Source organism: Pseudomonas sp. GW821-FHT02A11, assembly GCF_059421985.1.
In genome coordinates this window covers 261689-283606 of record NZ_JBWKWB010000001.1, presented here as the reverse complement: position 1 = coordinate 283606, position 21918 = coordinate 261689, and the positions used below count along the sequence as shown (strand labels likewise).

At 60.6% G+C, this 21918-nt stretch carries 23 protein-coding genes; 7 read left to right on the top strand and 16 right to left on the bottom strand.

Going from position 1 to position 21918, the window contains the following annotated elements; all coding sequences use genetic code 11:
• The first annotated feature begins 147 nt into the window (after positions 1-147).
• Positions 148-1242, top strand: a complete 1095-nt coding sequence (gene apbC / locus AC07V9_RS01335) for an iron-sulfur cluster carrier protein ApbC (protein ID WP_495013893.1) — start codon at positions 148-150, stop codon at positions 1240-1242.
• A 193-nt stretch (positions 1243-1435) separates the two neighbouring features.
• Here apbC and AC07V9_RS01330 read toward each other — a convergent pair whose 3' ends face one another.
• The gene (locus tag AC07V9_RS01330) at positions 1436-1645 is read right to left on the bottom strand and encodes a cold-shock protein (RefSeq protein ID WP_002554837.1); all 210 of its coding nucleotides are present in this window, start codon (positions 1643-1645) and stop codon (positions 1436-1438) included.
• Between the two features lie 309 nt (positions 1646-1954).
• Between AC07V9_RS01330 and dcd the strand changes: the two genes are divergently transcribed.
• Both dcd and AC07V9_RS01320 read left to right on the top strand, forming a co-directional pair.
• Positions 1955-2521 (top strand): dCTP deaminase, encoded by a 567-nt coding sequence (gene dcd / locus AC07V9_RS01325; protein ID WP_017126297.1) that lies wholly within the window; start codon positions 1955-1957, stop codon positions 2519-2521.
• 122 nt (positions 2522-2643) lie between these two features.
• The gene (locus tag AC07V9_RS01320) at positions 2644-2865 is read left to right on the top strand and encodes a hypothetical protein (protein ID WP_495013892.1); all 222 of its coding nucleotides are present in this window, start codon (positions 2644-2646) and stop codon (positions 2863-2865) included.
• A gap of 88 nt (positions 2866-2953) precedes the next feature.
• Here the strand turns inward: AC07V9_RS01320 and pdeM are convergent, their stop codons facing one another.
• From pdeM to AC07V9_RS01260, 12 genes are all read right to left on the bottom strand, one after another.
• Positions 2954-3610 (bottom strand): ligase-associated DNA damage response endonuclease PdeM, encoded by a 657-nt coding sequence (gene pdeM, locus AC07V9_RS01315; protein WP_495013891.1) that lies wholly within the window; start codon positions 3608-3610, stop codon positions 2954-2956.
• Complete coding sequence (locus AC07V9_RS01310) at positions 3607-6096, bottom strand: ligase-associated DNA damage response DEXH box helicase (RefSeq protein WP_495013890.1); 2490 nt, start codon at positions 6094-6096, stop codon at positions 3607-3609. Before AC07V9_RS01310 ends, pdeM begins: the two co-directional genes overlap by 4 nt.
• A 217-nt stretch (positions 6097-6313) precedes the next feature.
• Positions 6314-7078 carry an ABC transporter ATP-binding protein gene (locus tag AC07V9_RS01305; RefSeq protein ID WP_495013889.1) on the bottom strand — a complete coding sequence of 255 codons (765 nt, stop codon included), beginning with the start codon at positions 7076-7078 and terminating at the stop codon, positions 6314-6316.
• Between the two features lie 12 nt (positions 7079-7090).
• On the bottom strand, positions 7091-8209 hold the full coding sequence (locus AC07V9_RS01300) for a succinylglutamate desuccinylase/aspartoacylase family protein (protein ID WP_495013888.1): 1119 nt from the start codon (positions 8207-8209) through the stop codon (positions 7091-7093).
• 9 nt (positions 8210-8218) lie between these two features.
• Positions 8219-8929 carry an ABC transporter permease gene (locus AC07V9_RS01295; RefSeq protein ID WP_495013887.1) on the bottom strand — a complete coding sequence of 237 codons (711 nt, stop codon included), beginning with the start codon at positions 8927-8929 and terminating at the stop codon, positions 8219-8221.
• Positions 8926-9654: an ABC transporter permease gene (locus AC07V9_RS01290; RefSeq protein WP_495013886.1), complete on the bottom strand. Its 729-nt coding sequence runs from the start codon at positions 9652-9654 to the stop codon at positions 8926-8928. The genes AC07V9_RS01295 and AC07V9_RS01290 overlap by 4 nt, the downstream gene beginning before the upstream one ends.
• Before the next feature lie 87 nt (positions 9655-9741).
• Positions 9742-10524 carry a transporter substrate-binding domain-containing protein gene (locus AC07V9_RS01285; RefSeq protein ID WP_495013885.1) on the bottom strand — a complete coding sequence of 261 codons (783 nt, stop codon included), beginning with the start codon at positions 10522-10524 and terminating at the stop codon, positions 9742-9744.
• A 444-nt stretch (positions 10525-10968) separates the two neighbouring features.
• Positions 10969-12684, bottom strand: coding sequence for an ATP-dependent DNA ligase (locus AC07V9_RS01280; RefSeq protein WP_495013884.1), 1716 nt, complete (start codon positions 12682-12684; stop codon positions 10969-10971).
• Complete coding sequence (locus AC07V9_RS01275; protein WP_495013883.1) at positions 12681-13715, bottom strand: ligase-associated DNA damage response exonuclease; 1035 nt, start codon at positions 13713-13715, stop codon at positions 12681-12683. Before AC07V9_RS01275 ends, AC07V9_RS01280 begins: the two co-directional genes overlap by 4 nt.
• Before the next feature lie 227 nt (positions 13716-13942).
• A complete protein-coding gene (locus AC07V9_RS01270) occupies positions 13943-16426 on the bottom strand; it encodes a penicillin acylase family protein (RefSeq protein ID WP_495013882.1) in 2484 nt (827 codons plus the stop codon).
• Positions 16427-16655: 229 nt separating this feature from the next.
• Positions 16656-16862, bottom strand: coding sequence for an SEC-C metal-binding domain-containing protein (locus AC07V9_RS01265; RefSeq protein ID WP_495013881.1), 207 nt, complete (start codon positions 16860-16862; stop codon positions 16656-16658).
• 4 nt (positions 16863-16866) lie between these two features.
• On the bottom strand, positions 16867-17352 hold the full coding sequence (locus AC07V9_RS01260) for an LEA/WHy family protein (RefSeq protein ID WP_495013880.1): 486 nt from the start codon (positions 17350-17352) through the stop codon (positions 16867-16869).
• A gap of 110 nt (positions 17353-17462) precedes the next feature.
• On the opposite strand from AC07V9_RS01260, the gene AC07V9_RS01255 reads away from it, so the two are divergent.
• Positions 17463-18083: a hypothetical protein gene (locus AC07V9_RS01255; RefSeq protein WP_495013879.1), complete on the top strand. Its 621-nt coding sequence runs from the start codon at positions 17463-17465 to the stop codon at positions 18081-18083.
• Between the two features lie 73 nt (positions 18084-18156).
• Here the strand turns inward: AC07V9_RS01255 and AC07V9_RS01250 are convergent, their stop codons facing one another.
• The gene (locus AC07V9_RS01250; RefSeq protein ID WP_495013878.1) at positions 18157-18630 is read right to left on the bottom strand and encodes a YchJ family protein; all 474 of its coding nucleotides are present in this window, start codon (positions 18628-18630) and stop codon (positions 18157-18159) included.
• Positions 18631-18640: 10 nt separating this feature from the next.
• Positions 18641-19138, bottom strand: a complete 498-nt coding sequence (locus AC07V9_RS01245; RefSeq protein WP_495013877.1) for a DUF6231 family protein — start codon at positions 19136-19138, stop codon at positions 18641-18643.
• 242 nt (positions 19139-19380) lie between these two features.
• Here AC07V9_RS01245 and AC07V9_RS01240 point away from each other — a divergent pair, with 242 nt between their 5' ends.
• From AC07V9_RS01240 to AC07V9_RS01230, 3 genes are all read left to right on the top strand, one after another.
• On the top strand, positions 19381-20082 hold the full coding sequence (locus tag AC07V9_RS01240; protein WP_495013876.1) for a PA1041 family peptidoglycan-binding anchor lipoprotein: 702 nt from the start codon (positions 19381-19383) through the stop codon (positions 20080-20082).
• A gap of 176 nt (positions 20083-20258) precedes the next feature.
• The gene (locus tag AC07V9_RS01235; RefSeq protein WP_495013875.1) at positions 20259-20534 is read left to right on the top strand and encodes a DUF1145 domain-containing protein; all 276 of its coding nucleotides are present in this window, start codon (positions 20259-20261) and stop codon (positions 20532-20534) included.
• On the top strand, positions 20527-21300 hold the full coding sequence (locus AC07V9_RS01230) for a collagen-like protein (protein ID WP_495013874.1): 774 nt from the start codon (positions 20527-20529) through the stop codon (positions 21298-21300). Before AC07V9_RS01235 ends, AC07V9_RS01230 begins: the two co-directional genes overlap by 8 nt.
• A 72-nt stretch (positions 21301-21372) precedes the next feature.
• Here AC07V9_RS01230 and AC07V9_RS01225 read toward each other — a convergent pair whose 3' ends face one another.
• Positions 21373-21837, bottom strand: a complete 465-nt coding sequence (locus tag AC07V9_RS01225) for a DUF2269 family protein (protein WP_495013873.1) — start codon at positions 21835-21837, stop codon at positions 21373-21375.
• Positions 21838-21918: the final 81 nt, after the last annotated feature.

Sequence of the window (21918 nt, the reverse complement as noted above, 5' to 3'; positions counted from 1 at the left end):
CCACTATAAAGGTCTGAGCGTTTTTTTTCATCCCACACGGCGTGTCGGAATCCTCCTTGCCCCGTGAAAGTAAAACCCGGCCCCCGTTATCCGACAGACGCGGTAGGATAGCCGCCTGTTTTGCTCAGTCTTTCTCGGGAGTGACCCATGAGCGCTGTGAATCGCGCAACGGTGCAAGCCGTCCTTCGCCAGTACACCGATCCTTATTTGAATCAAGACCCGGTCAGCGCCGGTTGCGTGCGAACCATCGACATTGAGGGTGATCGCGTCAACGTGCAGCTGGAACTGGGATACGCCGCCGATCTGTTCAAGAAAGGCTGGGCGCAGGTGCTGCAGATGGCCATCGAAAGCCTGGACGGCGTGGCATCGGCCACGGTGCAGATCAACACCCTGATTACCGCGCACAAGGCCCAGGGGCAGATTCCGGGCCTGGCCAACGTCAAGAACATCGTTGCCGTTGCTTCAGGCAAGGGCGGCGTGGGCAAGTCCACCACCGCCGCCAACCTGGCGCTGGCGCTGTCCCGCGAGGGCGCGCGGGTGGGCATTCTCGATGCGGATATCTATGGCCCGAGTCAGGGTGTCATGTTCGGCATCGCGGAGGGTACGCGGCCAAAGGTCAAGGACCAGAAGTGGTTCGTGCCCATCGAGGCCCATGGCATCGAAGTGATGTCGATGGCCTTCCTCACGGACGACAACACGCCGATGGTATGGCGCGGACCGATGGTCTCCGGCGCGCTGCTGCAACTGATCACTCAAACCGCCTGGAACGACCTGGATTATCTGGTCATCGACATGCCGCCTGGCACCGGTGACATTCAGCTGACTCTGGCGCAAAAGGTCCCGGTCGCGGGCGCTGTCATCGTCACCACCCCACAGGATCTGGCGCTGCTGGATGCGAAAAAGGGTGTCGAAATGTTCCGCAAGGTCAACATTCCGGTGCTGGGCGTCGTGGAAAACATGGCCGTGCACATCTGCTCGAATTGCGGTCACGCCGAGCATCTGTTCGGTGAAGGCGGCGGCGAGAAACTCGCCTCGCAATACGGCGTTGAGCTGCTGGCCTCGCTGCCGCTGTCGATGCTGATCCGCGAACAGGCCGATGGCGGCAAGCCGACGGCCATCGCCGAGCCTGAAAGCCAGATCGCCATGGTTTATCAGGAGCTGGCCCGCCACGTTGGCGCGCGCATTGTGTTGCAAGAAGCGGCGAACCCGGCGATGCCGAACATTTCCATCAGCGACGATTGATTGCTGACGGCCTGCTGAACCCTGTGGGGGCGAATCCATTCGCGAGGCGTTGGTACAGACGACAGGAATGCGTCAAATGTACGGGCCAATCGCGAATGAATTCGCTCCCATAGTTTTTTCTGCCGGGCTGAGTCTGCGGACATAAAAAAACCCCGCTTTTAAGGGCGGGGTTTTTTAAGCGAATCAGTACAAGTTAGATAACTTGAACTTCTTCAGCTTGCATGCCTTTCTGACCGCGGGTAGCGATGAAAGAAACCTGCTGGCCTTCTTTCAGGCTTTTGAAGCCGTCGGATTGGATTGCTTTGAAGTGTACGAACAGGTCGTCACCGGATTGTGGAGTGATGAAGCCGAAGCCTTTTTCATCGTTGAACCACTTGACGGTACCGGTTTGGCGATTGGACATGGTGTATCTCCTTGGACAAAGTTAACTGCGGCGTAGGAAAAGCCCTGGCCGAGACTGAGTGCAAAGAGCAGGAAAATTCATGGAGATGGTTGGATCGAAATTCAACATCGTGTAGAGATTCTCAGTGACACAAGCAACACAGTGGCGCCACCTTAACCCTTTTTCCAGAGTGTGCCAATGGTTGTTCGACGTTTATTTCGGTGGATGACAAACGGTGCGGACCCCGCGCGGTGCGCAGTCTTTGAACCCGGAGCCCGGGACCGGTAAGATGCCGGACATCTTTTTCACCTCGTTAGTCAGGACATCGCCATGAGCATCAAATCGGACAAGTGGATTCGCCGCATGGCGCAAGAGCACGGCATGATCGAGCCCTTCGTGGAACGCCAGATGCGCGGCGAAGGCGCCGACCGTCTGATCTCCTTCGGCGTCTCCAGCTACGGCTACGACGTGCGCTGCGCCGATGAATTCAAGGTGTTCACCAACATCAACTCGGCGACCGTCGATCCGAAGAATTTCGATGAAAAAAGCTTCGTCGACATCAAAAGCGACGTCTGCATCATTCCGCCAAACTCCTTTGCGCTGGCCCGCACCGTCGAATATTTCCGCATTCCACGGAATGTGCTGACCATCTGCCTGGGCAAGAGCACGTATGCGCGCTGCGGCATCATCGTCAACGTGACCCCGCTGGAACCGGAGTGGGAAGGCCACGTGACCCTGGAGTTCTCCAACACCACTACGCTGCCTGCGAAGATTTACGCCAACGAAGGCGTCGCACAGATGCTGTTCCTTGAATCCGATGAGGAATGTGAAGTGTCCTACAAGGATCGTGGCGGCAAGTACCAGGGGCAACGCGGCGTCACGCTGCCTCGGACCTGAGTCTTCAACGGGCTTGCACCGTTGGTCATATCGAAAATGAATTAGTCTCGAAAAGCGCACTCTATTGCTTGAACTGTTCCCATCCGCACCATGCGGGTGGGACCAACGCTCAGGAGTGCCCTATGAAGAGACAAGTCAAAACCAGTATCAAGGAAACCGACCCCGGACAAAATCAGGTCGGATTGCTGGCATGGTCGCTGTTAGCGCATCCCCATTTGAACAACATGGTTGCCGGTGGCATACCTGGTCAGCCGACTCCCGACACTCCCAACGACTACCCTCAGCCTGAAGAACCCGGCGAGCCTACGTTGCCCGACGAGCCACCCCCTGCGCCCGTCGCCTGAACCTCAGTCCCTGTCAACGCCGTCGCGTTGGCAGGGACTTCGCTTAACGTCTCCGAAAAAACGTTTCAGTCGTGCATTTGAAGCGTGTTCAAGGCGCTAGCCACACGGCGCCGTCCCCTACGAGGTACACCGCGCCGTTTTCCGCTCGCTCGATATTCATGCCGCCGGTAAATGCGCCGAATGCGGGCAGCAGACTGACGTTTGGCTGAATGTAAAAGCAGGGGAGGCGCAAGCGCTGTCGGCCTTTGCCAAACAGCCTGTAGGCCGGGTGAACATGGCCTGCCAGCACATGGTGCGTCGCGTGTGGGTCAGGTTCGTGCTGGAGGGCGAACGGGCCCATTAGCAGGGGTTCAGGGACGACCCGAATGTTCAGATGATCAGGCGGATCGCCTGCGCGTCTGTCGTGATTGCCGCGAATCAGGGTGATGCTCAGCCCGAAATGTCGCGCGCGCCAGGCCTCCAGGGCTGCCAGGGTGCCCGCGGCGTGGGATTCCGGGGCATGCAGAAAGTCACCTAGAAATATCAATTGCTGGCACTCATAGGCTTCGAGCAAATAATCCAGACGCTGCAAGTTGTCGTCCGTGGTGCCGTGAGGGACGGGTTGGCCCAGCTTGCGATACGCCGCTGCCTTGCCGAAATGGGCGTCCGCGATCAGTAGGGCGCGTTCGGCCGGGTAGTAGATGGCCTTCTGCGCGAGCAGCCAGAGTTCGGCGCCTGCCAGTTGAATCGACAGGTACGGCCTCATGCATTCACCTCAGGGCCCGCGGCTTTCTCCAGGTCGCGCACCATGCGCGCAATGCGGTCGGAGAGTTTCTCGGTGCTCAGGCTTTCGCGCATGCGCTCAACCAGCAGCGGGAAGGCCATGGGCGTGGGACGTTTGATCAGGTGCAAATCCAGGGTTCTCTCGTTGATGCGTTGCAGGGTGTGTTCCAGGCGGGCCAGGTCCAGTTCCTGGCGCAGCACTTCTTCCTCAGCCTGAGTCAGCAGCAGGTTGCCGGCGTCGTATTGCTTGAACACTTCGAAGAACAGGCCGCTGGAGGCTTGCAGCTGGCGATTGCTTTTCGGCGCGCCGGGGTAACCTGAAAACACCAGGCCGGCGATGCGCGCGATCTCGCGAAAGCGGCGCAGGGCCAGCTCTCCCGCATTGAGGCTGGCAATGATGTCGGCCATCAGGTGCTTTTCGCTGAACAAGTTTGAGGTCAGTTGTTGCGACCAATCGACTTCGGTGGCGCTGAGCAGCTCGAATCCGTAATCGTTGACGGCAATGGAAAAGGTCAGCGGCGTATCGCGGCTCAAGCGCCAGGCCAGCAGGCTCGCCAGCCCCAGATGCACGTGTCGGCCGGCGAAGGGGTAGAGAAACAGGTGCCAGCCTTCCCGGGACTTCAGCACCTCGGCCAGCAGCGTGTCTTTGCGCGGCAAGGCCGACCACTGGCGCTGTACGTCGAGCAGAGGGCTGACGGTGTGCATCTCCGGGCTGTCGAACACGTTGTGAGCTGCCGCGTCGAATTTGGCCACTACGGCGTCAGCCAATTCGCTGGAAAGCGGCATCCGCCCGCCGTTCCAGCGTGGGACGGCGGCTTTTTTGGCTGTCGCCCGTTTCACATAGGCGGTCATGTTTTCCACCCGTACCAGTTCCAGCAGACGGCCACCGAACAGAAAGCCATCGCCGGGTTTCAGCCGTGCGATGAAGCCTTCCTCAACGCTGCCCAACGAGCCTCCGCCGCCGCCCTTGCTCCAGTACTTCACGTTGATGCTGGCGTCGCTGACGATGGTGCCGACGCTCATGCGATGGCGCCTCGCCAGCCGCGCATCGGGCACCCGCCAGATGCCGTGTTCATCGGGCTCGACGCGGCGGTAGTCGGGGTAGGCGGTCAGGGACAGGCCACCATGGCGCACGAAGGCCAGTGCCCACTGCCATTCCTGGTCGGTGAGGTCCCGATAGGCGTAAGCGGTGCGGACTTCGGCGAGCAAGTCGTCAGGCAGGAAGCCCCCTCCTAGGGCCATGCTCACCAGGTGCTGTACGAGAACGTCCAACGGTTTGTGGGGCGATTCCCTGGGTTCGATCAGCCGAGCGTTTACGGCTTCGCGGGCGGCGGCTGCTTCCACCAGTTCCAGGCTGTGAGTGGGCACCAGAGTTACCCGAGAGGGGCGACCAGGAGCGTGTCCTGAACGCCCGGCGCGTTGCATCAGCCTGGCGACACCTTTGGCCGAGCCGATCTGCAGCACCCGTTCGACCGGCAGGAAATCCACCCCCAGATCAAGGCTGGAGGTGCAGACCACGGCCTTCAGATGTCCTTCTTTCAGGGCGCGTTCGACCCAGTCCCGCACCTCTCGCGACAAAGAACCATGATGCAGCGCGATCAATCCCGCCCAGTCAGGACGGGCCTCAAGCAGCGCCTGATACCAGATTTCCGACTGTGCACGGGTGTTGGTGAACAGCAGGCAGCTGGTGCTGCTGTCCACTTCGGCCAGCACCTGCGGCAGCATCCGCAAGCCCATATGACCCGCCCAGGGAAAGCGCTCGATGCCCTGCGGAATCAAGGTGTCGACAATCAACTCTTTGACCACCTTGCCTTGCACCGCTGTGCCGCCATCGCCCAACAACACCTGTTGCGCGTGGGTTTGATTACCGAGGGTCGCGGAAAGGCCCCACACGATCAGTGCCGGATTCCATTTGCGCAGTCGGGCGATTGCCAGTTGCAACTGAACGCCGCGCTTGTTACCGATCAGCTCGTGCCATTCGTCCACCACGATCATTTTCAGGGTCGCGAAGGTCACCTCTGCATCCGCTCGGGTGAGCAGCAGGGTCAGGCTTTCGGGCGTGGTGATCAGTGCAGAGGGCAGGCGACGGCCTTGTTTGGCCCGTTCGCTGCTGCTGGTGTCACCAGTGCGCAGGCCGACGCTCCAGGGGATCTGCAAATCCAGCAACGGCGCTTCCAATGCCCGTGCCGTATCAGCCGCCAGCGCGCGCATGGGGGTGATCCATAACACGGTCAACGCCGCTGGCGGGGTTTTGCGTTTGCGGGGTTTTTCGGTGTTTTCGGTCGGCAGTCGGGCAAACCGGTTGAGTGCGCCGAACCATACCGAGTAGGTCTTGCCAGCGCCGGTGCTGGCGTGCAGCAATCCGGACTCTCCACGGGCGACGGCCGACCACACGTCTTTCTGAAACGGGAAGGGCTTCCAGCCGCGAGTGTCGAACCAGCGCTGGGCAAAATTCACGGTTTTGGGCATGCGCGGGCTCTGAGGACGTTTAAGTCACAGACCGCCGGGGGAGGGGATTAGTTTGGTTGGGTTGCTGGGGCGCGATGAATTGCCGGGTGATATTTCTGTGGGAGTGAATTCATTCGCGAAACGGCGGTACATCCGGCACAGCTGTATGGAATGTACTGGCCAATCGCGAATGAATTCGATCCCACAGGAGATCGCATTCGTTCAGGGAATCAGTGGGTTACTTCAGGTTTCCACTCAAAAATTGTTTCAACCGCTCGCTCTTCGGGCTGCCCAGCACGTCATCCGGGTGGCCCATTTCTTCGATCTGGCCCTGATGCAGGAACACCACCTGATTGGCCACTTTACGGGCGAAGCCCATTTCGTGGGTCACCAGGATCATGGTGCGGCCTTCCTCGGCCAGACCCTGAATCACTTTCAGCACTTCACCCACCAGCTCGGGGTCCAGCGCCGAGGTCGGTTCGTCGAAGAGCATGATCTCCGGTTCCATCGCCAGTGCGCGGGCAATGGCTACGCGCTGTTGCTGGCCGCCGGAGAGAAACGCCGGGTATTGATCGGCCACGCGAGCAGGCAGGCCCACCTTTTCCAGATATTTGCGCGCACGGTCTTCGGCTTCGACCTTGGACACGCCCAGCACCCGGCGCGGGGCCATGGTGATGTTTTCCAGCACCGTCATGTGGCTCCACAGGTTGAAGTGCTGGAACACCATGGCCAGACGCGTGCGGATGCGCTGCAGCTCGGCAGGGTCGGCTACGCGCATGCCGGTGGCGTCGCTGACCATTTTGATCTGCTGGCCATCCAGGCTCATGGCGCCGTCGTTGGGTTGTTCGAGAAAGTTGATGCAGCGCAAGAAGGTACTCTTGCCCGAGCCGCTGGCGCCGATCAGGCAGATCACGTCACCGACGTTGGCCTTGAGCGACACGCCTTTGAGCACCTCGTGGTCACCGTAGCTTTTGTGCAGGCCATCGATGGTCAGTTTGTACATGAATGGCAATCCTTAAGGAGAAAGTAGGTAGCCGCTGCGCAAAGGCTCGGTACCGGCGACATGGGCGATGACCATGCCGGCGGTTGCCATGCGTCGCAAGGAGCGGGCGTACATAAGACCGGCGTTGGCCGCGTGAACGGGGGTCACCACGTCGCTGATGGGGTCGATGACCTCAGCGATCAGTTGTCCCGCCTCGACGTATTCGCCCGGCAGTGTGCAAAACACCAGCAGGCCGCCGACAGGCGTGGCAACCGGTTCGACCGCCGCCAGGGGCGTCGCCGGATAAATCAGTTCAGGGGCCGGCGCAGGCTCGCCGGCAATGGCGCCGTACTGCATCAGGTAGCTGATCAGCGCCTGGCAATCGCGGCTGCCCAAGGCGTGATTCACATCGCCCTGACCGCGCAGTTCCAGGGTCACGGAAAAACTGCCCAGAGGAATCGGGAAGCGTTTTTCGAAGCGCTGCTGCAATTGCCACCAGACCAGCGTGAAGCATTCGTCAAACGACTGACCGCCCGAGTCGGTTGCCAGCAGGCTGGCTTGAGCGCCCAGGTAGCGCGACAGCGGCTCGACCTGGGACCAGGCTTCAGGTGTGGTGTACAGGTGTTCCACAGACTCGAAATCACAATGCAGGTCCAGCACCATGTCGGCGTCGCAGGCCAGGCGTTGCAGCGCCAGACGTTGCGATTCGAGCTGGGTGGCCGCGGTGCGCGCAAGCAGGGCGGCGCGCAGGTGTTTGCGGATCAGGCTGACGTTGTGATCGGCATCGTCGGTCAGCGACGGCTCGACTTCATCGCCCACCTGTTGCGCCACATCCACGAACCAGCGGTTGAAGTTCTGCCCGCTTTCCAGCTCGTAGCGGCCCAGCGGGATATCCATCAAGACCTGTTCCAGGCCGATCGGGTTGGCCACTGGAACGACAACGATTTCGCCGAGCAGTTGACCGGCCTTTTCAAGCTCGGCCAGACGTTGTTTCAGGTACCAGGACACCAGCATGCCGGGCAGCTCGTCGGCGTGCAGGGAGGACTGGATGTAGATCTTGCAGGCGCCGTTTTCCGGGCCGTAGTGAAAGCTATGGATCTGCCGCGCGGTGCCAGGCACCGGCGACAGCAAGTCATGGGTCAGGTGTCGCATGCGCAGGTCCTAGTGAGACGGGCCGAGGAAGGCCAGCCAGCGGCGTTCGGCCAGTCGGAACAGGCCCACCAGAATGAAGGTGACCGTCAGGTAGATCAGCGCGGCAATGCCGAACGACTGGAACGTCAGGAAGGTCGCGGAGTTGGCGTCGCGCGCCACCTTGAGGATGTCCGGTACGGTGGCGGTGAAGGCCACGGTGGTCGAGTGCAGCATCAGGATCACTTCGTTGCTGTAGTACGGCAGCGAGCGGCGTAGGGCCGAGGGCATGATCACGTAGGTGTACAGCCGCCAGCCGGTCAGGCCGTAGGCTTTGGCCGCTTCGACCTCGCCGTGGTTCATGCTGCGAATCGCACCGGCGAAGATCTCGGTGGTGTATGCGCAGGTGTTGAGGGCGAAGGCCAGGATCGTGCAGTTCATCGCATCGCGGAAAAACGCGTTGAGCATTGGCTGCTCGCGCACCGCGGCAATGCTGTAGATGCCGGTGTAGCAAATCAGCAGCTGGATGTAGAGCGGCGTGCCACGGAACAGGTAGGTGTAGAACTGCACCGGCCAGCGCACCAGCGGGTTGGGAGAAACCCGGGCGATGGACAGCGGAATCGACACGATGAAACCGATGGCGATGGAGGCGCTGAGCAACCACAGGGTCATGGCCAGGCCGGTGATGTTCTGGCCGTCCGTATAAAGGAAGGCGCGCCAGTATTCTTGCAGCAGTTCGATCATCGTTGAGCCTCCCGGCTGCCTGCGGCGTAACGCCGTTCAGCCCAGCGCAGGGCGAAGTTGGAGACGCTGGTGATGACCAGATAGATCAGCGCCGCGAGTACCAGGAAATAGAACAGTTGATAGGTGCTTTTGCCGGCGTCCTGGGAAGCTTTGACCAGATCGGCCAGGCCGATGATCGACACCAGTGCGGTGGCTTTGAGCACCACTTGCCAGTTGTTGCCGATACCCGGCAGGGCAAAGCGCATCATCTGCGGGAACACCACGAAGCGGAAGCGCTGGGCGCGGCTCAGGCCGTACGCGGTGGCGGCTTCGACCTGCCCACGGGGCACCGCGAGGATGGCGCCACGGAAGGTTTCGGTGAAATAGGCGCCATAAATGAAACCCAGGGTGATGACACCGGCGGCGAAGGGATCGATCTCGATGTAGTCCCATTCCATCGCTTCGGTAAGAGTCGTCAGCCAGGTTTGCAGGCTGTAGAAAATCAGCAGCATCAGCACCAGGTCCGGTACGCCACGGATCAGCGTGGTGTAGACCTGTGCCGGCACGCGCAGGAAAGCGGTCTTGGACAGTTTGGCACTGGCGCCCAGCAGGCCGAGCACGATGGCCAGCAGCAGCGACATTACCGATAGCTTGACGGTCATCCAGGTGCCCTGCATCAGCAGCGGGCCAAAGCCCTTGAGGCTGAAGGCGGACAGTCCCAGGTTTTGCAGGAGAGTTTCGAACATGTGGAACCTATACAGTCAATAAAAACGCCCATCGTGCTCAGAGGGGGGATTCGGATGACCCTCTGAGCACGACAGGCGTTTGTTTTCTTACTTACCGCTGTACAGATTCAGATCGCCGAAGTGCTTCTTCTGGATCTCGGCGTACTTGCCGTCATCGTGTAACGCTTTGATACCTTTGTCCAAAAGCGCTTTCAGCTCTTTGTTACCTTTCGAGATGCCGACTGCGGTTTTGGCTGGCAGCAGTGGGTTGTCGATTGGCTGGCTGACTTCGTAGTCGGCGCCTTGTGGCGACTTCAGGAAGCCCAGTTCGGCTTGCAGCATGTCTTGCACCGAAGCGTCCAGACGACCGGACACCAGGTCTGCGTAAACCTGGTCCTGGTTGGCGTAGGCCTGGGTTTTCACGCCAGCCTTGTCCAGAACGGCCTTGGCATAGGCTTCCTGGATGGTGCCTTGCTCGTAGCCCACGGTCTTGCCTTTGAGGGAAGCGGTGTCAGCCGACAGGCCGGAACCCTTTTTGAAAACCAGCGAGGTTGGGCCGGAGAACAGTTCGCTGGAGAAGTCGATGACCTTCTCGCGCGCTTCGGTCACGGTCATCGAGGAGATCACGCCGTCGAACTTGTTGGCTTTGAGGCCAGGGATCATGCCGTCGAAATCGCTTTCGACCCATTTGCACTTGACCTTCAGTTCTGCACAGATCGCGTTGCCCAGGTCGATGTCGAAGCCTACCAGGCTGCCGTCAGCGGCTTTCGATTCGAACGGAGCGTAGGAAGGATCGACGCCGAAACGCAGTTCCTTGTACTCCTTGGCCATTGCGTTGCCAGCGGCCAGACAGATGGCGAGTGCGGAAAGGGTCAGCCATGCTTTTTTCATCGTTCAGTCCTTAAAACCAAATTGAGCGTTGGGAACACGCGAAGGCTTGCTACCGGCAGGTGCCAGACCGCAAAAAGATAGCAATTTCCGAACCAAAGAGACGAACGTGCGTTTTAAATGTACGGAGTTGTCGCAATGATGACTTTGAGCCATCTCTTGTCTTTTTTCAGGGCGCCGGAGCAGGGGGAGAGTAGCCGAATCGACCCAAAAGGGCGCGTAAAAATTCGGTTACATGAGGCCGGGGTGGAGTGATTGGTAGCACGCCTGAATGTGTGGGGAGTGAGCTTGCTCACGAATTCGGCATCACAGTGACATTGACGGCGACTGGCATAGCCCTTTCGTGAGCAAGCTCGCTTCCACAGGTTTTCGGCGTTTCAAATAACCGTGCTCGGGTTTGAGGCATTGAGTATGACGCTGCTCGTTCGATGAGCACCAACTTGGTGCTCAGGCCAGCAGATCCTGTAACGTCGCCAGGTTGTCGGCTTCGGCCACAGGCTTGTCCTGGCGCCACCTGAGCATTCGGGGGAAGCGCACGGCAATCCCGCTTTTATGCCGTTTGGACAGCGCAATGCCCTCAAACCCCAGCTCAAAGACCAGCGTTGGGGTAACACTTCTCACCGGCCCGAATTTCTCGACGGTGGTCTTGCGAATGATTGCATCGACCTTGCGCATTTCATCGTCGGTCAGTCCCGAATACGCCTTGGCGAAGGGCACCAGCGTACGTTCGCTGGACGTCTGCGGGCCGTCCCACACGGCAAAGGTGTAGTCGCTGTACAGGCTGGCGCGACGGCCATGCCCGCGCTGGGCGTAGATCAAAACGGCATCGACGCTGAACGGGTCGATCTTCCACTTCCACCACACGCCCATGTCCTTGGTGCGGCCCACGCCGTACATGGCATCCCGCGCCTTGAGCATCATGCCCTCAACGCCCAGGCTGCGAGACGCTTCGCGCTGTTGCCCCAGATCGAGCCAGTCCTTGCCGTTCAGAACAGGGGAGGCCATCAGCACGGGGCTCTGAGCGTCGGCAACGACGTGCTCCAGTTGCGTGCGCCGTTGGTGTTGCGGCCGGTTGCGCCAGTCGTGGCCCTGCCATTCCAGCAGGTCGTAGGCGAGGATCACAACCGGTACGTCTTCAAGGATTTTCTTGCCGAGCGTCTTGCGGCCAATGCGTTGTTGCAGCAAGGCAAACGGCTGAACGGACGGCGTTGATTCGTCCGGAGTACCCGGCGCAGGCGTGCTCAGCTCGAAGGTGTCGCCTGTTTGCGCCGAAGGCGTAGGCGCTTTCCACACGACAATCTCGCCATCGATCACCGTGCCGTCGGGCAGGCTTTGAGTAAGACTGTGCAGCTCCGGGAAACGGTCGGTGACCAATTCTTCGCCCCGGGACCAGACCCACAGCCGCCCTTCACGCTTGACCACTTGCGCGCGAATCCCGTCCCACTTCCATTCCACCTGCCAGTTTTCGGGCGGGCCGAGCAGCGCGTCGAATTGATCCACCGGCTGCTGCAGGGCGTGGGCGAGAAAGAAGGGATAAGGCTGGCCGCCGCGTTGAGCATGCTCATCCTCGGACTCTTCAGCGATCAGCTTCAGATAGCCCTCGGCGCTCGGCCGATGGGACAGATCGGTGTAACCCACCAGCCGCTGCGCCACGCGTTTGCTGTCGATATCAGCCAGGGCGGCGAGGGCGCGGGTGACCAATAGCTTCGAAACGCCAACCCGAAAACTGCCGGTGATCAGTTTCAGACAGACCATCAGGCTCTGTCGGTCCAGCTGCGCCCAGAAGGTCGGCAGGCGTTCGAGCAATTCTTCAGGGGGCAGGCTGCGCAAAGGCAGCAGCTTGTTTTCCATCCAGCTCGCCAGGCCTTCGTCGGAGCTGTGCTCGGCTTGCGGCAGCAGCAAGGACAGGGTCTCGGCCAGGTCGCCCACCGCCTGGTAGCTCTCCTCGAACAACCATTCGGGCAGGCCGGACAGCCGCATCGCCTGCTCGCGAAGCAAGCGCGTGGGCACCAACTGCCGAGGCCGACCGCCCGAGAGGAAATACACCGCCCATGCAGCATCTTCCGGCGCGGCGTGGGCGAAGTAATGCTGCATCGCGGCGAGCTTGGCGTTGCTTGAGGTAGTGGCGTCCAGCAGGCCATAGAGTTCGGCAAAAGCTTTCATGACGACGCCTCTTGTGTCTGCGGTTCAGCCTTGGGGGCGTCGTCTTCCTCATCGCCGTATTCGGTGGTGAAGCCCTGAGCGTCGAGGCCCAACTCCCGCAGGTAGCGCACCAGGACCGCCACCGAGCCGTGGGTGACCATCACTCGTTCGGCCCCAGTGTTTTCGATGGCCCACAGCAGACCCGGCCAGTCGGCGTGATCGGACAGGGCGAAACCGCGATCCACGCCGCGCCGCCGACGGGTGCCGCGCAGCATCATCCAGCCACTGGCGAAGGCATCACTGAAATCGCCGAAGCGGCGCATCCAGGTGCTTCCGCCTGCCGAAGGCGGCGCGACGATCAAGGCCTGGCGCAGGGCAGGGTCGGTCTTTTTGAAATCCCCTGCGTAGTAGGTTTCGGGTATGCGCACGCCGGCTTCGCGATAGACCCGGTTCAGCGGCTCAACGGCGCCGTGGACCAGAATCGGGCCGATGTCGGGGTCGATGCCATGGAGGATTCGTTGCGCTTTGCCGAACGAGTAGGCGAATAGCACGCTGGCTTTGCCTACCGCAGCGTTGGCCCGCCACCAGTCGTTGATGCCGGTGAAGATTTCCGATTGCGGCTGCCAACGGTAGATCGGCAGGCCGAAGGTGGATTCAGTAATGAAGGTGTGGCAGCGCACGGGTTCGAAAGGTTCGCAGGTGCCGTCGGGCTCGACTTTGTAATCGCCGGACGCGACCCAGATTTCGCCTTTGTATTCGAGCCTGACCTGAGCGGAGCCCAGCACGTGCCCCGCGGGATGCAGACTGAGTTTGACGCCGTGGTGGGTGATGGATTCGCCGTATTGCAGGGTTTGCAGGTTGATGTCCTGGCCCAGCCGCGAGCGCAGGATGCCTTCGCCGGGGGCGGCCGCCAGATAGTGTTGATTGCCGGTGCGGGCGTGATCGCCGTGGCCGTGGGTGATAACCGAGCGTTCGACCGGACGCCAAGGGTCGATATAGAAATCCCCCGGCGGGCAGTACAGGCCTTCGGGGCGGGCGATGACAAGGTCCATGAGGTTGGCCGGGGTGGAGGGCTTGTCAGGTAGAGCGGTGAGGATTGTGGGAAGTTCGGTTTGTTTTAAGCAGCAAGCGCTATCAACGGTCTGAACTTGTGGGAGCGAATTCATTCGCGATGGGGCAGTACATCCGACAAATCAATATCGTGTGTACAGACATCTCGCGAATGAATTCGCTCCCACAGGATTGACCTGCGGTGCGTCAGGGATCGAGTCAGCCGACGTTACTTGCCCGGTGTCAGCGTCAACCGCTGCTTGCCGTACACCCGCTCAAAATTTACCGGCTGCATCGGCACCGACATGTACAAGCCCTTCACCCAGGGATCGATCCCGTCGACAAAATGTGGACTGGCGGCGTTGCCCGACTGCCCGGCAGCACTCTGCGCCATCATCGGTTCCTGCTGAGCGAAGTCGACGATCATGCGCATCGCCGGGATCACCGCCGCCTCAAAATCCTGCCCCCAATGGAAGCCCGAGGCGTTCAGCGTCGTGTGATCGCCACCTGCCGCCATCGGCCCTTTGATCACACTGGCTTTGCTGCCGCCCAGGGCCGCCGTCAACTGAGCGCTCTGGGACGTCCACGTGTACAGGTGCAACTTGCCCCACTGCCAGGCCTTGTGATCGCCGCCCAGTTGGCTTTCGCCTGCAGTGATCGCGGCAGCCAGGCTGCGCGCCAGGATCGTTGGTTTGTCTTCTTTCTGTGGGGTTTTTACGTCATCCCAGTATGGGCTGTCCTCACGCCCCAGCAGGTGATCGGCCTGTGGCGAGTAGGAAAGGTCGGCGCTTTGTACCAGCGCTTTCCAAGCCGGGCTGCTTTCCGGGCCCAGTTCGTCGAGGAACGTCTGCTTGGTGCTTTCTTGCAGGAACATTTCGTAAATCGCCGCGTCGCTCGACACCGGCGACAGACGACCATCGAACGCCATCAGGCGGCTCAACGCTTCACGGGCCTTGTCACGATCCACAGGTGGCAAAGCGTCGATGGCCTGCTTAAGGGGCCTGGCCATTCCCGGCGCTTCGAACATCTTCTTCAGCTTGGCGGCGAAGGTGGTGGTCTGGTCGTACTGCATCGAAATCGTGCTGCGGGTGTCCTGCTTGCCGCTGTTGGCCAGCTCGGCGATGCGCTCGGCACGCTCCGGGTAATCCCATGAGTTGGACAGCTGCATGCCATAGCCTTTCGGCACGGTGCGTTGGTTGGCGGTGCCGATCCAGCCCTGCTGCGGGTCCTGATCGTACGGGTGCAGCATCGCGTCGGCGTAGCCGTCCCAGTCGTAGCGACCTTCCCAGCCCGGCGACGGAATCAGGCCCTGACCTTCGCGACGGTTCGGGTAGCGGCCGGTGACTTGCCAGCCGGTGTTGGAGGCGTCGGCGAAGACCATGTTCAGGCTGATCGCACGAATTTCCCGCGTGGTGTCGAAGGCGCGTTCGACGTTCTGCGCGCGGGTCAGGTCGAACAGCGCGTCCAGGGATTTATCGTCCTTGGCGTTCGGGGTTTGCAGGGCGATGCCCAGCCCGGCAGCCAATTGAGCCGAGCTGCCATTGAGCAGCGGGCCGTGGCGTGTTTCGAAGGCAGCTTCGCGAACCGGGCTCTGGCCCTTGATGAAATAGGTTTCTTCGTGGGCGCCAGCGGCCACCCATTTGCCGTCGGCCATGACCATCAGGCGATTGCCTTCACGCTTGAGTTTTTCCAGGAACAGGTCCTGGTTGTCACCCATGGCCGGGCCCATGCCCCACGCCAGCTTGCCGTTGAAGCCCGACAGCACCAGTGGCAGACCGGCCACGGTCGCGCCCGCGGCTTGATATTTCGGTGCGCGAATCTGCACGAAATTCCACATCGACGGCAGGGTGGCAGGCAACTGGCTGTCGGTGGCCAGCAGGCTCTTGCCAGCGCGGGCGCGTTGCGGCGAGATCACCCAGTTGTTGGACGCCGAAAGCCCCACCAAGTTGAGGTCGGACAGCTGCAGGGCGGCCTTGTCCAGATCGCTCAGGCCGGGCATCTGACTGCCCAGGTTCAGGCCCTTGAGCTTGTCGGCTTCGGCGAACGGCAGCGCTTCGTCGGGGTAGGTTGGCAGCAGCCAGGCGAGCTTGTCGGCGCCGACTTTCTGCGCCAGCACCAGCGATGAGATTTCTTCTTGCAGGTTCACCGAGAGGCTGAAGTTCAGCAGGCTGAAGATCAGCGCGGAGTCTTCCGGCCTCCAGTACTCAGGCTTGTAGCCCGCATCGGCAAGGTCTGACGGCAGTTTGTCGCGGTAGCGGAACAGATAGGCGTTGACCCCGCGCGCGTACACCTCGAAGAAGCGTTTCAGGCGCGGCGAAGAGGCGGTGTACAGGTCGCTGGCTGTCTGTTTGAGGTTGGCGGCGCGCATCATGCGGTCCAGATCCAGCGCCCCAGGCCCTGCGATTTCCGACAGACGGCCCTGCGCTAACAGGCGCATCTGCACCATCTGCGAGATGCGGTCGCTGGCGTGAACGTAACCGAGTGTGAACAGCGCGTCGTGAAAGGTGTTGCTCTCGATCAGCGGCATGCCCAGGTTGTTGCGGCGCACGGACACGTTCTGCGCCAGGCCCTTGATGGCGTAGACGCCGCTGGTGGGAGGCAGGTTGTCACGGTCTTCGCCGCCCAGTTGGCAGCCGGCGAGGCTCAACAGCCCCAACATGGCTGCAGCAGTGCTGAGTCGCGTCTTCACGGATGAGAGGGCTGGCGAGGCCATGGTGAGCTCCTGCGGGGGTAGGCGTTGGAAACGCGCTACGTTAGAGAGCAGGCAGGCGCCACGCAAGCGGGGGGCAGGAGTTTATTTCAGGATTTTTCGGGGAGAGATATCAAAAGCACTGTGTAAGCGAATTCATTCGCGAAAAATCGGTCAGGCGACGCAGGGATGTCGCCAGTACCGGCCTTTGGCGAACGAATTCGCTCCCACAGGAATCAGTGTCTGCCGTTAATCAGGCGCCGTGGCACTTCTTGAATTTTTTGTCGCTGCCACATGGGCAAGGATCGTTGCGACCCACGTCCTTGAGCGCATTGCGCACCGGCTCCTGGGGTTCGTGGTTGCAGTGCGGGCCATGCACGTGGCCGTGGTCATGATGATGGTCGTGGTGGTCGTGATCGTGGTTGCAGTCAGGGCCGTGCACGTGGGGTTGGTTACTCATGGGGTTACTCCGGAATCAAATCGCCGGGAATTATGTCGCCATCGCGGCCAATACGCACGCTGTCGCCGAATAAAAATCCGGTCTTGAGCTTGCCTTCCAGCCGGTAATGAATAGGCTGATCGGGTTTGCCAAGCATCCGGGTCACGTCCTTGAGGTGCTCCCACAGGTTGGTGCGGATCGGCACCGAGAAGTTCTTGTGGCCATTGGCCTTGACGATGAACCAGTCGCTGTATTCGCCATCGGCGATCAGGATGTCGTTGAGCACGACCTTATAGCGCAACCCGCGTACCCAGAGGTTGGAGTCGTTGGGGTTGTCGATGCGAAAGCGCAGCTTCATGTCCTGCTTGAGTAAGCGGGCCTTGACCACGTCGACCTTGAGCAGCTTGACCTCAGGGTCTTGGACATCGCTGCTCATGAACGATGAGCACCCCGATAGGGCCAGCACCATGAAGAGGCCGATGATTCTGAAAACGCTTGCCTGAAACACCATGGGTTCACTCCCTGTCGGGCTTGAGTCTAGCAAGTCGCCCCTGGCGGGCAACTCGCTGATCCGCAGAGCCTGCGCCATACTCACGCCCTGTGTCGAAGGAGTTATGACCCATGAAGTCGTACGAAATTGTTTTTTCCGGCCAATTGGTCCCCGGCGCACAGCTTGACCGGGTTCAGGCCAATCTTGCCAAACTGTTCCAGGCAGACGCCCAGCGCATCGCGCTGTTGTTCTCCGGGCGACGCCTGGTGTTGAAGAACAACCTCGATCAGACCGGCGCCGAAAAATACCGCTCGACCCTCGAGCGTGCCGGTGCGCAGGTCGAAGTCGTGGAAATGTCGGGGCAGGTACAGGCCGCGCCTGAGCCGCCGCCCAAGCCTGCGCCCGAACCGATGGAAGTCGAAGAAGTCGAGCTGGCCCCGCCGCCCGATGAGCCGAGCTGGACGCGCCGGGCCGCGCACCCCTCGGTCCCGGCAACGCCGAAGCGTGCCGCTGAAAAAACCTCGAAGCTTGAACCTCGCGACGTCTACATGGCCGCTTTCGTTGACGTCGAGGCGCCGGACTTCACGATTTCCGAACTGGGCGAGGACGTGCAGGACCCGAAGTCCCCGCCGATTGCACCACGGCTGGATCTGTCAGGCCTGAGCCTGGCGCCTGCGGGCAGTGACATGGGCCAGGTGAAAGAGCAAGAGCAGGTGTTGCTGCCGGATATCTCGCACCTCAAGCTAGCCTGATACCAAGCCCTGTGGCAGCACGGCTACCAGCGGCGTTTTCCGCCGGTAGTCGAACCGTTGTGGAGCCGAACCTTCAGGCCATATAGGCCGAGCAGCATTTCTTGAACTTCTGCTCACTGCCGCAAGGGCAGGCATCGTTGCGCCCGGCCTTGAGCTGTACGGTGGGGTCGATGAAGTACCAGCGGCCATTGTTCTGCACAAAGGCCGAGCGCTCGCGATGACTGTGCTCCCCGCCCGCATCGTGCCAGCGCGCAGTGAACGTAACGAACGCGTGCTCAGGCTTGCCGCCCAGCAATTCCGCGCCTTCCACTTCAAGACCCAGCCAGGTGCTTTGCGCACTCCACTGGCGTATCGATTCACGATCCAGACTGCTCTGCTGACTCGGCAACGTCGTGTCTATCAAGTAATCCACCAGCCCCAGCACATAGGCGCTGTAGCGCGAACGCATCAGGGCTTCGGCACAGGGCGCAGGGTTGCCTGCGTGATAGCGACCGCAGCAGCCGTCCAGAAGATTGCCGCTGCCACAGGGACAAATTGCACTGCTCATGATGCGGGTCTCACCACCAATACTTGCCAAAATTTTCCGGGTTGGCCCAGAACTTTGCGTTCAGCCAGTCCGGCACCTGTTTGTATTCGCGCAGGTCGTAGGTGAAGAGGGTCAGTACCTGTTCGTCCCGGGCGAAGCGTTCGCTGGCTTGCAGGGCCAGTGAATAAAAGTCGGTCGTCTGCCAGCCGCAGGCGTTCATGTCGGCCAGCACGGCGATGCGGCTGGCGTTGAGGTTGCGAATGCCGCCGAGCAATTCCAGGCCTGCGCGTTTGGGCATGTGCTCAAGACAATCGACCACCAGTGCCAGATCAAAACGCTGACCGGCCAGTTCAGCGGGCAATGCGCCCGGTGCGGCCTGAGCCAGTTCGGTGCCCGGATGGGCTTGCTGAAAGGCCTGCAGGGCCGGAAAGCTGTCGGCGCCAATCAGCAGCAGGCGCTTGGGCGCGTAGCGGTCGAGCAGCGCGGCGAGGGCCTGTTGCGGGGTGCGGGTGGAAAAACTGTCGGTCATCGAAATCCCTCAATTGAGCCAGCAAGGTTAGCCTGCCGAATCTTTGTGGCCTAGTGCCTGAACTTTTTTATCGCGGCCCCTGACAAAGCGTACGGAGTGAAGGCAAAAGGCTATTCCTAAAAGAACCTGCCTGCCGAGTGCGAAAAGCCATAAAAGCCCCTGTTTATGGGTGGCAAATGGCCCCGGCGGCGTCTTTACTCCATTTCAGTCGGTTTTAGCCGATACCAAAGGAGAAGAACTGTATGAGCATGATTCGGACAGCGTTACCTCTGATTTTGGTTACCAGTGTTTTGACGGGCTGTGCCGGCTTGCAAAAGACCGACTGGCCTTTGTGTGCCGCGGGGGGGGCACTCAGCGGTGCGGCGATAGGTGCATTCCAGTCGGCCTCCGTAGCGGCGGGCTTCGGTGCTGCAGTGGGTGTGATGGCGGGCGCGTATTGCTACGCCCACGGAGATGGCGACGACGACGGTGATGGTGTACTGAACAGCGTCGACAAGTGCCCAAACACGCCGAAAGGCACGCCGGTGGACGCGACGGGTTGCCCGATCGTGACGCCAGCACCTGAACCGGTAGCGGCTCCTGTCGTTCTGCCAAAAGAAGAAGTCATCACGATCCGTGACGTGCATTTCGAGTTCAACAAGGCCACCCTGACCCCAGCTGACAAACATCAACTGGACGCCGTGGCGACCAAACTCAAAACCGAAGCACCTAACGTGCAACTGCATGTCAGCGGCCACACCGACAGCGTGGGCAGTGACGCCTACAACCAGAAACTGTCGGAAAAACGTGCGCATTCGGTGACCGATTATCTGGTCAGCTCGGGTATTTCGCGCACTGCGTTCGTCTCGGTGGAAGGTGACGGCGAAAGCCGTCCTGTAGCGGACAACAAAACCGCTGAAGGCCGCGCACTCAACCGTCGCGTCGAGATCAAGATCAATCGTTGATTGAGTAACGGGCATCACTGAAAACCCCGGCCTTCGCGCCGGGGTTTTTCTTTAGCGCTGTTGTGCGCCGATATCTTCACGCAATCTGCGCTTCCTCTGGCATAGTCACCCCCGTCACCGCACTGTGCGCAGGTTCGCATTTGCAGCACAGCCAAAAAAAACAGTAGGGGCGTGTCATGAGGGTGTTTTGGGGGTTGGGGAAAATCTTGACGTTGGGGTTCTGGGCCGTGGTGCTGGTCAACCAGGCAGCGGTATTGCCGATCCCCTTCGATATGCTGATCAAACTGGCCGGCTGCCTGTTGCTGCTGATCCATGTGATGGAACTGTTTCTCTTCAACGGCAGCCTGCGGGGGCGTTCGCATCCTTGGCGTGACCGTTTGCACATTCTGGTTTTCGGTATTTTCCACCTGCAATCTTTCAGTCGCCGTCAGGCGGAGGTTCAGCATGCGTAACGGTTTGATGATCACGGCGGGCCTGCTCTCGGCCCTTGGCAGTTCACTGGTGATGGCCCAGACCATTTCGGTGGAGCCGCATTCGCTGATGCGCTTGCCGAGCAATGCCAGCGTGCTGCAACTGGATCGTCTGCAGGTGGCCGATTACGCAACGCTGTTGATTCCTGCCGGGTTGACGGAAGTGCAGGTCGGGCAACTGGTGATGGGCCACGAGTCGCGTATCGCCATCGTGCCGGGCGCCGAGCCTTTCAAGCTGCAGGTCAAGCAAGGTGAGCTGGCGACCGGTGCGCAGATCACCGCTCGTGGCGCGCCGGGCACATTCGAGAAAGGCCCGTTGCCGGGTCGTAGCCTGAACCTGCGAGTTGAGCAGCTGAGCGCTGACGAGTTGTCTATCGATGCACGCGGTGGTGCGGGTTCGCCTGGCTATGTCGGCCTGGACGGCGGCAACGGCAAGGACCCGGGTTGCACCTGGGGTTCGGCGAGCCGTGGCTTTGATGGCGATAACGGGGGCAATGGCCATGATGGCGCGCCGGGTGCGTTGGTACGCCTTGAGCTGCCGCAGTCGTTTGCGGATGAGCGCGTGAAGGTGAATGTGCAAGGCGGCGCCGGTGGTCTGGGCGGTGAGGGTGGTCGCGGTGGCAAGGGCGGGGTGTCCAAGGGCTGCTTGGTGTATCGGGCTGATGGCGCCAAGAGCGGAAAGAATGGTGAAAAAGGCCAGTCCGGGGCAGTGGGGCCTGCTGGGTCTGTGAGTATTCGTAAGATCTGAGGTGGTTTGAGACAGACTGAACGATGGGAGACTGTCCTGGATTCTGCCTAATGGCAGAATCCACCAGAAAAACTAAAATCCCGGCCGAGCCGCCGCAATGGTCACCACTGCAATCCCCACCAGCAGATTCACCCCCACCAATCGCCGAATCCCGCCCAGCGCCGCAGCGCCGTCCGCCCATTTTTCAGCGTCCACCGCCTTGCGCAACTGTGGCAGGTTCAACGTCGAAATCCGCAGAAACAACGCCACCATCACCACATACAACCCGATCATCACCTGCACATAACGCGGCGCCGTCTGAAAACCGCTGAAATTCATATGAATCATCCCGATGCCCGTCACTGGCAACAGGATCACCGCACACCACACCCAGACGAAAAACCGTGGAAACACCTGAACCCACAGCTTTAGCCGGGCTGGCCCCTCAAGGGCAGCGATGACCGCTGGTCCCAGAATCATCCAGGCGAAAAACATCCCGCCTACCCATAAAACCGCCGATAACACATGCACTACGTAGATAAAGGCTACAAGCGACATCGAGAACTCCGATCTGCGCAGAAAGAATTAGCGCGGTATGATAGCCGCCCGCTGCAACCACTGATAATTTATCCAGCGTTT

What these genes read in the sequence shown, in the direction of transcription:
- apbC (WP_495013893.1), top strand. Translation starts at nt 148, where the DNA reads ATGAGCGCTGTGAATCGCGCAACGGTGCAAGCCGTCCTTCGCCAGTAC.
- AC07V9_RS01330 (WP_002554837.1), bottom strand. Translation starts at nt 1,645, where the DNA reads ATGTCCAATCGCCAAACCGGTACCGTCAAGTGGTTCAACGATGAAAAA.
- dcd (WP_017126297.1), top strand. Translation starts at nt 1,955, where the DNA reads ATGAGCATCAAATCGGACAAGTGGATTCGCCGCATGGCGCAAGAGCAC.
- AC07V9_RS01320 (WP_495013892.1), top strand. Translation starts at nt 2,644, where the DNA reads ATGAAGAGACAAGTCAAAACCAGTATCAAGGAAACCGACCCCGGACAA.
- pdeM (WP_495013891.1), bottom strand. Translation starts at nt 3,610, where the DNA reads ATGAGGCCGTACCTGTCGATTCAACTGGCAGGCGCCGAACTCTGGCTG.
- AC07V9_RS01310 (WP_495013890.1), bottom strand. Translation starts at nt 6,096, where the DNA reads ATGCCCAAAACCGTGAATTTTGCCCAGCGCTGGTTCGACACTCGCGGC.
- AC07V9_RS01305 (WP_495013889.1), bottom strand. Translation starts at nt 7,078, where the DNA reads ATGTACAAACTGACCATCGATGGCCTGCACAAAAGCTACGGTGACCAC.
- AC07V9_RS01300 (WP_495013888.1), bottom strand. Translation starts at nt 8,209, where the DNA reads ATGCGACACCTGACCCATGACTTGCTGTCGCCGGTGCCTGGCACCGCG.
- AC07V9_RS01295 (WP_495013887.1), bottom strand. Translation starts at nt 8,929, where the DNA reads ATGATCGAACTGCTGCAAGAATACTGGCGCGCCTTCCTTTATACGGAC.
- AC07V9_RS01290 (WP_495013886.1), bottom strand. Translation starts at nt 9,654, where the DNA reads ATGTTCGAAACTCTCCTGCAAAACCTGGGACTGTCCGCCTTCAGCCTC.
- AC07V9_RS01285 (WP_495013885.1), bottom strand. Translation starts at nt 10,524, where the DNA reads ATGAAAAAAGCATGGCTGACCCTTTCCGCACTCGCCATCTGTCTGGCC.
- AC07V9_RS01280 (WP_495013884.1), bottom strand. Translation starts at nt 12,684, where the DNA reads ATGAAAGCTTTTGCCGAACTCTATGGCCTGCTGGACGCCACTACCTCA.
- AC07V9_RS01275 (WP_495013883.1), bottom strand. Translation starts at nt 13,715, where the DNA reads ATGGACCTTGTCATCGCCCGCCCCGAAGGCCTGTACTGCCCGCCGGGG.
- AC07V9_RS01270 (WP_495013882.1), bottom strand. Translation starts at nt 16,426, where the DNA reads ATGGCCTCGCCAGCCCTCTCATCCGTGAAGACGCGACTCAGCACTGCT.
- AC07V9_RS01265 (WP_495013881.1), bottom strand. Translation starts at nt 16,862, where the DNA reads ATGAGTAACCAACCCCACGTGCACGGCCCTGACTGCAACCACGATCAC.
- AC07V9_RS01260 (WP_495013880.1), bottom strand. Translation starts at nt 17,352, where the DNA reads ATGGTGTTTCAGGCAAGCGTTTTCAGAATCATCGGCCTCTTCATGGTG.
- AC07V9_RS01255 (WP_495013879.1), top strand. Translation starts at nt 17,463, where the DNA reads ATGAAGTCGTACGAAATTGTTTTTTCCGGCCAATTGGTCCCCGGCGCA.
- AC07V9_RS01250 (WP_495013878.1), bottom strand. Translation starts at nt 18,630, where the DNA reads ATGAGCAGTGCAATTTGTCCCTGTGGCAGCGGCAATCTTCTGGACGGC.
- AC07V9_RS01245 (WP_495013877.1), bottom strand. Translation starts at nt 19,138, where the DNA reads ATGACCGACAGTTTTTCCACCCGCACCCCGCAACAGGCCCTCGCCGCG.
- AC07V9_RS01240 (WP_495013876.1), top strand. Translation starts at nt 19,381, where the DNA reads ATGAGCATGATTCGGACAGCGTTACCTCTGATTTTGGTTACCAGTGTT.
- AC07V9_RS01235 (WP_495013875.1), top strand. Translation starts at nt 20,259, where the DNA reads ATGAGGGTGTTTTGGGGGTTGGGGAAAATCTTGACGTTGGGGTTCTGG.
- AC07V9_RS01230 (WP_495013874.1), top strand. Translation starts at nt 20,527, where the DNA reads ATGCGTAACGGTTTGATGATCACGGCGGGCCTGCTCTCGGCCCTTGGC.
- AC07V9_RS01225 (WP_495013873.1), bottom strand. Translation starts at nt 21,837, where the DNA reads ATGTCGCTTGTAGCCTTTATCTACGTAGTGCATGTGTTATCGGCGGTT.